At 36.0% G+C, this 14859-nt stretch carries 14 protein-coding genes; all 14 read right to left on the reverse strand.

Going from position 1 to position 14859, the window contains the following annotated elements:
* Positions 1 to 623 precede the first annotated feature (623 nt).
* The 14 genes from AC3WOM_RS00655 to flgL all read right to left on the reverse strand — a co-directional run bounded on the left by AC3WOM_RS00655 (position 624) and on the right by flgL (position 14627).
* Positions 624 to 1772 carry a LegC family aminotransferase gene (locus AC3WOM_RS00655; RefSeq protein WP_492444317.1) on the reverse strand — a complete coding sequence of 383 codons (1149 nt, stop codon included), beginning with the start codon at positions 1770 to 1772 and terminating at the stop codon, positions 624 to 626.
* On the reverse strand, positions 1769 to 2767 hold the full coding sequence (locus AC3WOM_RS00660) for an NAD-dependent 4,6-dehydratase LegB (protein ID WP_492444319.1): 999 nt from the start codon (positions 2765 to 2767) through the stop codon (positions 1769 to 1771). The genes AC3WOM_RS00655 and AC3WOM_RS00660 overlap by 4 nt, the downstream gene beginning before the upstream one ends.
* Positions 2764 to 3984 (reverse strand): UDP-glucose dehydrogenase family protein, encoded by a 1221-nt coding sequence (locus tag AC3WOM_RS00665; protein WP_492444321.1) that lies wholly within the window; start codon positions 3982 to 3984, stop codon positions 2764 to 2766. The genes AC3WOM_RS00660 and AC3WOM_RS00665 overlap by 4 nt, the downstream gene beginning before the upstream one ends.
* The gene (galU, locus tag AC3WOM_RS00670) at positions 3981 to 4868 is read right to left on the reverse strand and encodes a UTP--glucose-1-phosphate uridylyltransferase GalU (protein WP_492444323.1); all 888 of its coding nucleotides are present in this window, start codon (positions 4866 to 4868) and stop codon (positions 3981 to 3983) included. The genes AC3WOM_RS00665 and galU overlap by 4 nt, the downstream gene beginning before the upstream one ends.
* Positions 4869 to 6785: a UDP-glucose 4-epimerase GalE gene (galE, locus tag AC3WOM_RS00675; RefSeq protein ID WP_492444325.1), complete on the reverse strand. Its 1917-nt coding sequence runs from the start codon at positions 6783 to 6785 to the stop codon at positions 4869 to 4871.
* The gene (gene pseB, locus AC3WOM_RS00680; protein WP_492444327.1) at positions 6786 to 7757 is read right to left on the reverse strand and encodes a UDP-N-acetylglucosamine 4,6-dehydratase (inverting); all 972 of its coding nucleotides are present in this window, start codon (positions 7755 to 7757) and stop codon (positions 6786 to 6788) included.
* 134 nt (positions 7758 to 7891) lie between these two features.
* A complete protein-coding gene (locus AC3WOM_RS00685; RefSeq protein ID WP_492444329.1) occupies positions 7892 to 9079 on the reverse strand; it encodes a motility associated factor glycosyltransferase family protein in 1188 nt (395 codons plus the stop codon).
* Positions 9079 to 9423: a DUF8042 domain-containing protein gene (locus tag AC3WOM_RS00690; protein ID WP_492444331.1), complete on the reverse strand. Its 345-nt coding sequence runs from the start codon at positions 9421 to 9423 to the stop codon at positions 9079 to 9081. Before AC3WOM_RS00690 ends, AC3WOM_RS00685 begins: the two co-directional genes overlap by 1 nt.
* Entirely contained in the window at positions 9416 to 11104 is a 1689-nt protein-coding gene (locus AC3WOM_RS00695) for a motility associated factor glycosyltransferase family protein (RefSeq protein WP_492444333.1), read from the reverse strand. The genes AC3WOM_RS00690 and AC3WOM_RS00695 overlap by 8 nt, the downstream gene beginning before the upstream one ends.
* Before the next feature lie 97 nt (positions 11105 to 11201).
* Complete coding sequence (hag, locus tag AC3WOM_RS00700) at positions 11202 to 12119, reverse strand: flagellin Hag (RefSeq protein ID WP_492444334.1); 918 nt, start codon at positions 12117 to 12119, stop codon at positions 11202 to 11204.
* Between the two features lie 184 nt (positions 12120 to 12303).
* Positions 12304 to 12522 (reverse strand): carbon storage regulator CsrA, encoded by a 219-nt coding sequence (gene csrA / locus AC3WOM_RS00705; RefSeq protein ID WP_492444336.1) that lies wholly within the window; start codon positions 12520 to 12522, stop codon positions 12304 to 12306.
* Complete coding sequence (gene fliW / locus AC3WOM_RS00710) at positions 12522 to 12965, reverse strand: flagellar assembly protein FliW (RefSeq protein ID WP_492444338.1); 444 nt, start codon at positions 12963 to 12965, stop codon at positions 12522 to 12524. Before fliW ends, csrA begins: the two co-directional genes overlap by 1 nt.
* 15 nt (positions 12966 to 12980) lie before the next feature.
* Complete coding sequence (locus AC3WOM_RS00715; RefSeq protein ID WP_492444339.1) at positions 12981 to 13544, reverse strand: DUF6470 family protein; 564 nt, start codon at positions 13542 to 13544, stop codon at positions 12981 to 12983.
* A gap of 159 nt (positions 13545 to 13703) precedes the next feature.
* Entirely contained in the window at positions 13704 to 14627 is a 924-nt protein-coding gene (flgL, locus tag AC3WOM_RS00720) for a flagellar hook-associated protein FlgL (protein ID WP_492444340.1), read from the reverse strand.
* Between the last annotated feature and the right edge of the window lie 232 nt (positions 14628 to 14859).

The raw sequence follows: 14859 nt of genomic DNA on the forward strand, positions 1-14859 counted from the left end.
AAAATGTTATTCGCAACAATTGAATCAAAATTAAAACGAATAATATGATGTTCTTTCAAATTTAATTCTTCAAGTAATGCTTTGTTTAGCCAGTCCATTAAAGGTTATTAATTGCATCAAGTACTGTAAGTCCCTTTAGATATACGTGGCAGAAATTACTTTTAAGCCACTTTAATAGTGTTCTATAAATCAAAATCTTGAATAGTTAACTATTTTTCTACATATTATGGAATGATATTTGTAGCATTTCACTTTACTAACTTTTAAATTGAACATAGTATACACTAGTAGTATTATATTCCTCGTAAATATTATGCTCCTTCAAGCACTTAGCCACATTTACCTTTTCTTATATTATTTTCAAAATCGGAATTTATGTATTATTTGAAACCCTCTACTTGTATCCAAAACCAGTAATTCTTTTATCTATACAATATGGTTTTTACGTGCAAGATAAATTTCCCAATCTCAGTTTACCCTGCTTCCTTTTGAACGCCGCCTCCACAATACCTATACATTCATCAGATAAATTAATTAACTAATCCTTTCTTGCTATAAACCTAGAGACAATCCTTCCTCTAGGTTTATAATCACTATCTTTTCCTACAATGCCCATTACCAAATTATTTAATAGGTGTACTAGGAATATTAATAATCTTTCTCTTTAATTGTTCTGTTAAGTTCAACTCTGCTTTGGGGCATTCTTTAAACATTTCAAGCATGTGCATTGGCTGCCAAATAGGACGACTCATCACACCATTGTCATTCAAAAATGTTAGCACTTCATCCCGATTTAAGGAATCATCTAAAATTAATGTTTGTAACCAATAATTGCTTGAACAATTTTTGGGTTGCTTTAATAAATAAGCTCCGTCTAAATTGGCAATTAGTTCAGCATAATTTATTGTAAGTAGCTGTTTCTGCTTTAAAAACATGCCTATCTTTTCGAGTTGCGCGCAACCAATCGCCGCATTGATATTTGGCATTCGATAATTAAATCCTACTTCATCATGAACATATTCCCACTGATGCGGTACCTTTGCTGTGGTAGTTAAATGTTTTGCATAATCTGCAAGTTCTTCGTCATCCGTTAAGATGGCACCACCACCACCAGTTGTAATAATTTTATTACCATTAAAACTTATTGCATTTACTTTGCCAAAGCTACCTGTATGCTTCCCCTTATAATAGCTGCCTAACGATTCTGCTGCATCTTCCACAAGTACTAGATGAAACTCTTCACATATTTTAATTAATTCATCTAATGCTACTGGATGACCAAATGTATGCATTGGCACGAGTGCTTTAATACGACGTTTAGTCTGCTTATTATACAGCTCACCGTTCCTTTTTTCACTAATTTCATTGAGATGATTACGTAGTTTAATAGAATCAACTCCTAATGTGCTCCATTCCACATCAATAAAGTGTGGTATAGCCTGCAAATAAGAAACTGCATTTGCTGTTGCAATAAAAGTAAGCGAAGGCATTAGCACTTCATCATTTGTCTCCACTCCCGCTACCTTTAATGCAATGTGTAGTGCTGCTGTGCCGTTTACTACTGCAACAGCGCGCTTTACTCCTACAAACTTCGCTAAATCTTCCTCGAATCGTATAACATAGGAACCAACAGACGATACCCACCCTGTTTTTACACAATCCGTTACATATTCAACTTCTTTTTCACTAAATGTTGGTTCATGTAACGCAACAAAATCTTTTCCATATAATCTTTTTACATTTTCAGTAAATTTTATCCATTGTTTATTCATATATTATAAACATCTGCCTTATATTTAGATAAATTATTAGGGTTTGTAAACCATTCAATCGTTTCTTCTAAACCTTTTCGGAAGCCATCCTTTCCACTATACTGTGGCATCCAACCAAGTAATTCTTTCGCCTTTTTATTCTCCGCCCAAAGGCGCTCTACTTCACTTTTTTCAGGACGCAAGCGTTGCTCATCAGTGTCTATCGTTAATTTAACTCCCATAATATCTGCAATCATTTCTGCCATTTCTCCGATAGATACCTCATAGTTTGAGCCAATATTTATTACTTCACCAACTGATTTTTCAGAGTTCATAACTGAAATAAAGCCTTGTACTGTATCCTGCACATAGTTGAAATCACGCGTTGGACTAGTTGCGCCTAGTCTAATAGTTGTTTTCCCACTCGCTAACTGACTAATAATGGTCGGAATAACCGCACGTGCCGATTGACGTGGACCGTATGTATTAAAAGGGCGAATAATAGATACTGGTGTGTCAAAAGAACAATAAAATGATAAAGCCATTTGATCAGCACCAATTTTAGAAGCTGAATATGGTGATTGCCCTTGTAGTGGGTGGTTTTCATCAATTGGCACATATAGCGCTGTACCATACACCTCACTTGTAGAAGTATGGACAACTTTTTCTACACCCAATTCCTTAGCAGCTTGTACAATATTCAATGTTCCTGTAACGTTCGTATCCACATAAGTAGCTGGTGAATGATAAGAATATGGAATTGCAATAAGCGCTGCTAAATTTAGTACATGGGTACAATCCTTCATTGCTTCCTTTACACCATACGGGTCGCGGATATCACCTGAAAACATATCTAATTGTGACATGATTTCTTTTGGAGACTGGTCTAGCCAGCCCCATGAATTAAATGAATTATAATAAACGAATGCCCGTACATCGTAGCCTTCCCGAACAAGTTGTTCTGTTAAATGAGAGCCTATAAACCCGTCTGCCCCAGTCACTAATATTTTACTCATAACATCATCCTACTTTTTAAAAAATATCTACCATCAAAAACTCTAATATTCTCTATTTTTATTTCTTTAAACTCATCCCACTCTGTCACAAGCAATACAGCCTCTGCATCTATTGTCACTTCTTCCAACGAATTAACACACTGCGGTAAATGCTTTACAACAGGATCATAGGCTTTAACGACCGCACCACGTTTCTCCAATTCCTCGATCAAATAAAGGGATGGTGCCTCACGCAAATCATCCGTGTTTGGCTTAAACGCTAACCCTAACATTCCAATAACTTTACCTTCAACATCTCCATTAAAATAATCTAATACTTTCTTTAAGAACAACTCTCGTTGTCGGAAGTTCGCTTTAATAGCACTTTCTACAATTGTTAAAGGCGAATCGTACTCTCTACCTAAATAAGCAATAGCCTCTGAGTCCTTTGGGAAGCAAGAGCCTCCATAACCTAATCCAGGGTTCAAAAAAGCACGTCCAATTCGGTAGTCTAACCCTATTCCATCTGCTACATCTGCTACATTTGCCCCCGTCTTCTCACAAAGATTTGCAATTTCATTAATATAGCTTATTTTTGTGGCTAAAAATGCATTCGCTGCATATTTAATCATCTCGGCACTACGACGATTTGTTCGTACAATTGGTAAGTTTAATGGAAGAAATAATTGTTCTATCGTATCTCCAGCTACTATTGACTCAGCGCCTATAACAATCCTATCCCCATGAAATGTATCATGAATTGCGTGACCTTCACGTAAAAATTCAGGATTTGATACTATATCTACGTTTACATTTGTCAATAGATTTTCTTTAATAATACTCTCTACTAAATCATTTGTCCCAACAGGCACTGTACTTTTCACAACAACAACTGTATCGTTTACAATATTTTTAGCAATATCTTTTGCAGCCTGCTTTATATATACTAAGTCTGCTGCACCGCTATCACTTTGAGGTGTACCGACTGCGATAAACACAATGCTGACTTTCTCAAAAGCCTTTCGATGATCCGTTGTAAAATAGAGACGGTTCGCTTCTATATTTTTCATCATTATTTCATCTAAGCCAGGCTCATATATCGGTGATTTGCCTGCCTGTAATGTATGCACCTTTTTCTCATCAATATCAATGCAAGTAACCATATGACCAATTTCAGACAACACTACGCCTGAGACAAGCCCTACATAGCCTGTACCGATAACCGCTACGTTCATCATGCTTTTTCCACCTTACCTACTATTTGTTTAAGATAAGCAAGTATCTCATCTTTTAAATCATCACGTTCTAATGCAAAGTCAATAGTAGCTTGTACAAAACCGACCTTACTTCCACAATCATACAATCTCCCTTGTACATCATGTGCCACAATTCGCTCAGAATGGTTGAGTAACTCAATCGCATCTGTTAGTTGAATTTCACCACCAGCACCAGCCTGTGTTACTTTTAAAGCGTTAAAAATATTTGAAGTTAAAATATATCTCCCCATAATAGCTAAATTAGAGGGAGCCGCTTCAGCTTTTGGCTTTTCGACAAAGCCTTTCACTTCAATTGCTTCCCCGACCTTAATTTCACCGACTGGATCAATTACACCATATTGATGAACAATACTCTTATCTACTGCTTGTACACCAATCACGGATGCTTGCTCCTTTTCAAAAGTTTTAATTAATTGCGCCAATGCTGGTGTTTCTGCTTGTAAAATAATGTCTCCTAACAACACTGCAAAGGGCTCGTCTCCAATAAAACGATGCGCACAATTGATGGCATCTCCTAGTCCTTTTGCTTCTTTTTGCCGAATATAATGGATGTTTGCTAAATTTGAGATGGCTTGAATATCATCAAGGTCGTTCCACTTTCCTTTTTTCGTTAATAACTCTTCAAGCTCATATGTTTTATCAAAGTGGTCTTCGATGGCTCTTTTATTACGGCCACTAATAATAATAATATCCTCAATGCCGGCTGCTACTGCTTCTTCAACAATATATTGAATCGTTGGCTTATCAACAATAGGTAACATTTCCTTTGGTTGTGCTTTTGTTGCTGGAAGGAAGCGTGTACCAAGACCAGCAGCAGGTATTACAGCTTTACGTACTTTTTTCATTTATACTCGCTCCTTGAAATAAGCAATTGTTTTTTGTAGTCCCTCATCTAACATCACTTGTGGTTCCCAATTTAGCACTTTTTTCGCTTCGGTGATTACAGGCTGGCGTTGCTTCGGATCATCTTGTGGCAGGGTCTCATACTGTAATGGCGTATCATTGCCTGTCCATTTCATGACTTTCTCTGCTAATTCCATCATGGTAAACTCGTGCGGATTACCTAAATTTACAGGTCCTGTAACATGTTTAGGTGTAGCCATTAATCTCAAAAAACCTTCAATTAAATCATCAACATAGCAAAAGGAGCGTGTTTGCTTCCCATCACCATATACAGTCAACGGTTTATTTTGTAAAGATTGCACGATAAAATTGCTAACTACTCGCCCATCACTTGCATCCATACGTGGACCATATGTATTAAAAATCCGTACAATTTTTATTTCAATATCGTACATTCTTGCATAATCAAAGAATAATGTTTCAGCACCACGCTTGCCTTCATCATAGCAGCTACGAATACCAATTGGGTTGACATGCCCCCAATAATGCTCAGGCTGCGGATGTACTAACGGATCACCATATACTTCTGATGTAGAGGCTTGAAAAATTTTCGCTCCTGTTCGACGTGCCAATTCTAATAAATGTAAAGCACCAATTACACTTGTTTTAAATGTATGTACAGGATCTGCCTGATAGTGAATAGGGCTAGCTGGACATGCTAAATTATAAATTTCATCAAATTGCCCCAACTCAGGCAATGACTCCGTAATATCATGTTGGATAAATGTGATTTCATTCATTACATGTTGAATATTGTCCATTGAGCCTGTTTGTAGGTTGTCGATACATATAATTTCATGCCCTTCCGCTAGCAGACGGTCTATTAAATGTGAGCCAAGAAAGCCCGCTCCTCCTGTTACTAAAATACGTTTTTTCATAATTGTGCCTCCAAATTTCTTCTGATGCCAGGCCCAAGCTGATGCAATAATTTGCTCTAGGTCGTATTTCGGCTCCCATTGAATCACTGACTTTGCATTATCTGCACAACCTATCAATTGTCCCGGATCACCAGCACGTCGGTCTGTTAATTGATATGGAATCGGCTTCTCCGTTACTTTTTCAACCATTTGAATAATTTCTAAATTAGAATAACCTGCCCCATTCGCTAAATTTAGCTTAAGGTTTTGCCGTTCATTCTTTAAGTATAATGCGGCTTTATAATGTGCATCTGCTAAATCTATGACATGAATATAATCACGTATACACGTACCATCTGGCGTATCAAAATCTGAGCCAAAAATATTAATTTGTTTTGACTTGCCCAATGCAACATCCAAAACTAATGGGATAAGATGTGATTCTGGCTCATGCCATTCGCCAATTGTACAATCAATCGCTGCTCCAGCCGCATTAAAATAGCGTAGTGCAGCAAAGTTAATGCCATACGCAGTTGAGTAATCTTCCATTAACTGCTCCATCATTAATTTCGTACGCCCATAAGGATTAATCGGATTTTGTGGATGCTCCTCAGTTATCGGTAAAGAGACAGGATTACCATATGTAGCACAAGTTGAAGAAAACACGATATTTTTCACATTATATACTCGCATACTATCTAATAAATTAATGGTATTTACTAGGTTATTTCGATAGTATTTCGCAGGCTCTATTACTGATTCACCTACATAGGCAAATGCAGCAAAATGAATGACTGTATGAATCTGAGGGTAGAGTGTAAAAAGATTGTGTAAATCATCAAAGGAAGCTAAATCTCCTTTAACAAATGGCACATCGTTCGGTACAAATTGTTGATGTCCTGTGCTCAAATTATCGAAGACAACAACCTGTTCACTTTGCTCTACTAAATATTTGACTGTATGTGAGCCAATATAGCCTGCCCCTCCAACTACTACTATCATTTATATCTCCTCCGCCAACTCACGTAGTTGTTCAACCGTTAACCAATCTTCATTCACATCACTTGTATAAGAAAATTCATCTTTCAGCTCTTTTCCACCTTCAGCATACTTTGCTGACCAAAACGGAAACTCTGGCTGAATGACATAATATGTATCAAATTCAACAGTATGTCGCGCATCATCATCCATAATCATTGCTTCATGGAGCTTTTCTCCTGGGCGAATACCAACAACTTCAATTTTACATTCTGGTGCAATCGCTTTTGCCAGGTCTGTTACCTTCATACTCGGAATTTTTGGGACAAATATTTCGCCACCATGCATACGTTCTAAATTATTTAATACAAATTGTACCCCTTGTTCTAAGGTAATCCAGAAACGTGTCATACGCTCATCTGTAATCGGTAGCGTACCTGTTTCTTTAACTTTTTTAAAAAATGGCACTACACTCCCTCTACTACCAACAACATTTCCATAACGCACTACTGCAAAACGCGTTTTCTTTTCCCCGACATAAGCATTTGCTGCAACAAATAATTTATCAGAAGCTAATTTTGTCGCACCGTATAAATTAACAGGAGCACATGCTTTATCTGTAGATAATGCAATCACTTTTTCTACGCCACAATCTATAGCGGCTTCGATAATATTTTGAGCACCATGTATATTTGTTTTTACTGCTTCAAATGGATTATACTCACACGCATCAACATGCTTCATTGCCGCAGCATGAATCACAATATCAACACCATCAAATGCTCTATGTAATCTTTCTTGATCTCGAACATCTCCAATGAAGAAACGTAAGCGGCTATCATCAAATTCCTGCTTCATCTCATATTGCTTAAGCTCATCACGACTAAAGATAATAATCTTTTTTACACCTAGTTCAAGCGCTCGTTTTGTGAACTTTTTACCAAAAGAACCTGTCCCACCAGTAACTAAAACTGTTTTATTTTTTAATACATTCATTATGTATATCTCCAATCTTAATAAATAAAATTATGTATGATAGTAACGATTTTATTATACAATTAATCTATCTATATATATATCGACAATATTCCCAAAAAATAAATAAAAACCTACAGTATTGTAGGCTTTTATTATGATTGAATATATTGCAGAAGCTGATTTTCATCCATGTATGGCACTTTAGGAATATAAATTCCTCGCACTGAAGTTGTGTAAATTTGGGCAGACATTCTCCCTACCTTGTGCTCAATCCATCTGGCATAGGTTTGTAGATTCGGTGTTGTATAAATCTTGCTACCGTCATTAGCTAGAGCAATACGTAAGTTTAAATCATGCTGAATTATCCTCCCAGATGTTGAATGCTTAGCATGTGTTTCATTACCATGAAAGCCCAAATCTTGGCCAAATAAAATAATTTTTTCAAACCCTAAATAGTCAAGCAAGCTAAGTGCAATAGTCGATACAGAACCACCCGTTTCCAACAAAGGCAATTCATACTTTTGTGCCACTAGCTGTGCTGGTGGATAGCCTTGTTGAAGCAATAAATACGCCGGTCCACTATGTTTCTTTATAGCCTTTTCATTTGCTGTGCTTAGAAAATATAAGGAGCCATTATAATTTGCTCCATCTAATTGCTGAATGATACTATCTTTTGCATCCGAAATAATTACAGCTGCTGGTATTATTTCATTAGCTAAAAGTAGCTTTAAACTAGAACCCACAGCAAAAATCTCAACTTGCTCTTGCACTTTTTTCAGCCAATGAATTGTTGTGTTTAATGATGGTCCTGAGGCAACTAAACAAGCTACCTTTTTTGTATAATCTGGATAGCTTGTTTTCTTTGTCCAAAAGTATAAATTCTCTTTAAAGTTATGCTTCATCAGGTCAGCAAATTTTTTATAGGTAACTTGATTAATTTTAATGACTTCTAAATAAGAAAAAATCGGATGCTCTATACCAATTGCTTTTAATAGCTGATTGGGAATCAAAATTTGAACATTTTCATCCATTAGTTTTCCTTGTAAATCATGAACAATTTCAAATCCTGATGAAATTAGATTGTATTGCCTATACAAATCAAATTCTTGTTGCTCAAAGCAATAGACAAATACTTGCTTTCCATCTGCTATTTTCGCAAGGTGTTCGGCATGATAGCCAAGACCCAGACCAATTAATAAATAGCTTGTTTTCGATTCATCAAACTCAGCCTCTACCCAACGCAGAGCATCTTCTTGAGGTCGATAACGGCTATACAGTAACACATTATTTAATTGTAATGTTGGCATACCGTTTTTAGCCGTTAAAACTTCCCACTGCATTACTGTTCAATTCCTTCAATTTGCGCAGCCTGCTCAAAAAATGGGGCAATTTCATATTCAAACATATCTGCGACTAATACGTAATCTTGAATTTCCAAACCATTGTTCACTTCATTTAAAAATTCATGAATCTGCTCTACGTGAAGTGTGACTTGAACATCATTTTGTTTCAGTAAATCACTCGCTTGTACTAGCCAAATCATTCCTTCAGAAAAATGTAGAATTAATTGCAATGATTCTTGTATCTCATCTTTACGTAAGTGTTCGGCAATTTGTAAACTACCTGGTGCTATATTTTTAATATATTGATTAAAACTGTCTATTACTTCAATTACTTCATTCATTTTTTTCCCTCTTTTCAATTATTTCTTTCAATACTTTTTTCGCTACGTCTGTTTTTTCTCGCAATGAATGATACATATCCTCCATTTGTGCAAAAGTTCGAAGATATGCTTCTTTCTCTGTTTCATTTATCTTCGGTAAATAATTTCTTAAAGTATGCATGACAACAGGAGAAATAAGTGGTTCAATTGTTAGCTTATTTATTATATTTTGTATTTTCTTTTCCAACTTTTGCAACTTTTTCATTGTGTTAATATCGAATTGATTAGAGCCTTTATTATTTTTTAATATTTTTATAGCATTATTTAACATTTCTAAAAGTTGATTATACAAATTTAATTCTTTTTGAAAACTTTGCGAGACGTTATAATGATTGTTTATTTCATCATGATTAAGTATTTTTATTTCTTCTTTAGAGGCATAAATTTCACAAAAATCTTTAAAACTCATATGAGTGTACCCATTAATTTTTGCTCCTCCTTCCGTACAGTTAAAAAGTAAGTTTTCAGGAGGATCAAATTTTATTATGTCTTCAAACTCTAATCTCATGGAATTGAGCGCTGGAGATGTCCAAATGTTTTCATCATAGTAGCTTGTAATTTTAAATGCTTGTTTCTCTTTAATAAATTGCTCATCAATATTACGTGCAAATTTATTGGTATTGGCATGTGTAAGATTGTCTGTATAGGCTAAGTCCTGCCCAATTAATGCAACGGGACCAGTCGTAATAAATTTTGCAAAATTAAATGCTACATGAGCAACAGATGCGCCACCTATAAAAGTAGGGATCTCGATTTTAAGTTCTTCTTTTAAATATCTCTCTGACATAGCACTTCCGTTTGTTGCAACTACATAACCCAATTTTTCAAAAGAATCACGTACTAATGGATGACTTTGCATCGTGTATACAATTCTAGCATCTTTTAATTTTATTCCTTTAAAATGTTGATAATTTGGGTCACCTCCATCAATGGTAGCGACATAGTCTGGTTCAATTTCTTCTGCAATTAGCGAATTAATAGTTGAACCGGCACAAACCAAAATTAACTTATTTCGGTATTTTTTTAGCAATGGAATTTGCTTAGCTAATGATGGCCCTCCTGAAACAATGACAACAGCTTCTTTATAGACTTTCTTTAATACAGTAGCACTATTATCTTTCTCTAGATGAATCATGTTTTCTAAAAAATTACTATGCCATACTTCTGAATACTTTAAAATAGTGTAGTCATTGACTAAATTTCTATTTTGAAAATCCTTGACTTTGGATAATAACAATTTATATTCATTCGGAAATATTTTATCATAATTAGATAAACAAACCACTTTATAAGATATACGAACTTGTGCTGTTAAATCACTTAAGTAAAATTCAAAATCGTTTAAGATTTTCGACTCAAAATAAAATACATTTGCTTTTGATTTAGGTTTCTCTATCACTCCATCAAATAGTGGATCAACTACAATAATTGTTTCATTAAATTGGCGCACTTTTAGAAGTGCTTGCACTAAATAACCGCATCCATAGCCAAAAAATACATGTGCATGATGTGGGCAATAATTTTTTTCAACAATTTGAGTTGCCTCTCTCATAGGGTTATATTTGCTATGTATAAAATATTCGTTTATTTTTAATGTATTTTCTCCATTTTTAGCTCTATGTCGTTCTGTACTTATTTGCACTCATACCACCTCCCTCTTTTTATCGGCACGTATTTGATTTCTTATATAGAGCAAAGAAAAACCTCTAGCAAATTTGCTAGAGGTTTTAAGACGTGTATTAACCTAATAATTGAAGTACGCCTTGTGGTTGTTGGTTCGCTTGCGCCAACATTGATTGAGCAGCTTGCATTAAGATGTTGTTCTTTGTGAAGCCCATCATCTCTTTAGCCATATCTGTATCACGGATACGTGATTCAGCAGCTGTTAAGTTTTCAGAAGTTGCACCTAAGTTGTTAATTGTGTGCTCTAAACGGTTTTGAACAGCACCTAAAGATGCACGAGTTTCAGATACGCGTTTTAAAGCAGAGTCAATTACAGAAATTGCATTATTTGCACCTGATTGTGATGCGATATTAATACCCGTACCGATTTCACCAGGAGCGCTAATTTTTGCCGTTGCGCCAGAATTAGCATTTACTCCTAATGATTCTGCAGACATATTACCAATTGATAGGTTAATTGATTGGCCTGAGTTCGCACCGATATGGAAGACTTTACCGCCAGCAGCAGTAGCATTGTTAATATCATAGTCAGCTCCAGATGCTACTTGACCACCAAAAGTACCATTTAAAAGTTTTTGCGTGTTGAACTCAGTATCTGTAGAAATACGAGTAATTTCTTTTGCTAGAGAGTTAATTTCTAATTGTAATGCAGCACGGTCAGAAGATACGTTAGTATCGTTCGCAGATTGTACTGCTAACTCACGCATACGTTGTAGGATTGCGTGTGTTTCGTTAAGAGCACCCTCAGCAGTTTGGATTAAAGATACTGAATCTTGTGCGTTTTTTGTAGCCATATCAAGACCACGGATTTGTCCACGCATTTTTTCAGAGATTGCTAAACCAGCAGCGTCATCGCCAGCACGGTTTACTTTGTAACCTGAAGATAATTTCTCAAGGTTTTTAGAAGCTTGAGCATTGTTGAAAGTAAGGTTACGGTGTGTGTTTAAAGCTGAAATGTTGTGTTGAATTCTCATTTGGAATTCCTCCTTGAATAATTGTTTTTGTTATTCCACATCCGTGTGGAATTCGGATTAGGCAGTTATGTACTCCCTGCACCTTACAATCTATATATCGTATTGAATTGGAAATGTTTAATAGTTTTTTAGAAAGATTTTTTATTTTTTTATGTAATCTATTTAACTACTCAAATTATAATTTTTATTTTTTCTTCAATTGCTCAAAGAAGCCTGTAGACATGGAGAGTGCTTCCTTGTTCTGGGCTTGGATAGCTTCAAAAACCTCTGAACGGTGTACTTTAACCGTTTTAGGTGCGACAATTCCAATTTTAATTTGTTCACCTTCGATCGCTAATATTTTTATTTCAATTTGGTCGCCAATCATGATGGACTCATCTTTTTTGCGGGAAAGGACTAGCATTATTTCGCACTTCCTTCCAATGCTTGCAACGGATAGCGTAGAGGATAGGATTTATTATCTTGAAGGACGATTTGTTTCCCACATTTAGTTCCAATATTGATGATAACTGGAGCTAATAAATTGATGGTAGAATCCTGTAATGTTTCCTTCATTGTAACAATTGCATATGTTAGGACATCCTCTTGTTTTTCAATCTGCAGCTGTTCACGATCCTCTTCGCTAATATCAAAGCTATAATCTTTTTTAAAGGCAAACGGGAAGGCCACTACAAAACCAATATCTGTATTATTAATCGATTGAAGCATCGCTAAAGGGAGATCTGCATCAAGTGGCAGTAAAACAAATTGTTTTTCATTTTCTAATCCAAGTAAACCATGTTCAAACATTAGGATATCTTGTTTTGAAATTTCAATGTCACCTAAAAACTTCGTCGCAATTTTCATTATTTATACGCTCCTTTAAATGCTGACGTCAATGTCAACATCTGGTCTTTGTACCATTGTACCAGTTACTTTTCCTGGTGTGTATTCATGTATTGGTTTGTTCACCTTAGCGTCAATAATAGGTTCTCTACGTTGAATATTGACATCAGTTGTACCTGGTGTATAGTCGATTTTAACTGATCCTACTGATGGAACAAATTTAATATTAAATTGTACTCGATGTGGACCATGATTTTGCTTGGCTATATTTTGAATTGTAGAGCGTCCTTGCCCTTTTCCTGCTGACATCATCATTTGTCGACCTTCTCGTGCCCGTCTTGCTGCACCACTTAAGGCAGCCTGACTTCCCTCTTGAGCAGCATTTTTGGTTGCTTCAATCGGTCCTATCATTCCTAAATCACGTCTTGCTTGAGAAGAGTCAATTTTTAAAACTCCTCTTGTTGTATTGATTTCTAAAATAGCAGCAGGCTGTTCAATATGCTGTGTCGCCTTTGGCTGTTTAATATGCTGTTGAGGTTTTGCTATATGAAGATTTAATTTTGCATCTGTTGTATGAATTTGAATTTGAGGGAGTCTCATCTATATCTCTCCTTTCAAGAAAAGCGTCTGAACAAATTTGTCCAAACGCCCTTGTTGTTCATAATAGAGTTTACCCCTGTCGCTTCGCTTTCGAGGCAGAACCTTTCGCTTCGCGTTTACCCCTGCCGCTTCGCTTTCGGGGCAGAACCTTAGTAGATTTTATCTTATAAAATCTACTAAGGTTTGCTGAATAATTTTCGCACCTACGGATAATGCAGCCTGATGAATAGATTCATTAGTCACCATTTCTGTAATGGCTTTAGAGTAATCTACAGACTCAGTATCTCTAAGTTGCTTTGTTACATTGACCTCACGGATACTTAAGCGATTCTCCATCATCTCAACACGATTTTGTCGGGCACCTACATCAGCCTGCGCTTCTAGGATTTTATTGTGCATCGTTGTAATATCATCACTAGTACTTGATGATGAGACTCCACCTAGTAGATCCCCAATTTCTTGACCAGTTTTACTTGAATCACCTAGTAAATCTGAAATTTTCCCCATCATATCATCTATATTTTTAAATAGATCTTTTCCAGGTGTATTCACTTGAATTTGAATACCATCATAAACTTCTATATTAACAGCTTCATTTGGTGCATTTAGGGCAGGATTAATTTCCTTTCCGCCTCCAGCAGCTGGTGTAAACAATGGTTGATTCGTATTTGTTCCACTAAATAGGTAGCTACCACCAATATTTGTATTTCCAACATCCTGAATCTGCTGGCGAATTTGGTCAATCTCCATTTTAATTTTTTGACGTTCTTCTGGTGTGTTTGTATCATTCGCTGCTTGAACAACAAGTTCACGAACACGCTTCATTTGCTCACCAACCTGGTTGAGAGATTCATCAGACGAATCTAACCAGTTATTTGCTGTTATCATGTTGCGTGTATATTGCTCAACCTTAGCTAAATCTCTACGATAACCCATTCCCTTTACGGCTACTACTGGATCATCCGATGGACGAGTAATTTTAGAGCCTGAGTTAATCTGATCTTGAAGTTTTGACATTTTGCCATAGCTTTTATTTAAATTTAGTAGCATATTACTTGATAGCATTGATTGTGTTACGCGCATTTTAATAAAAACTCCCTTCTTGTTAGCCGGAGAGTTATTCTCCATCAATTTCGCCTTGGCGTAATTGCGTCCTGATTTTGAATTGTGCAGGCACAATTCATTCCTTTGAAAATCCGTGACATCCGCCGGGGGCTTTATCTTTATTCAGTAGGTGTTTGGATACCCACTGAAAAGAAACCAAAACCTTATTCATCTCACCACCTGTAGAGGTGGGAGTTTTCTGCTGAATGAA

The sequence above is a fragment of the Lysinibacillus sp. FW301-JW8 genome (genome assembly GCF_058788755.1).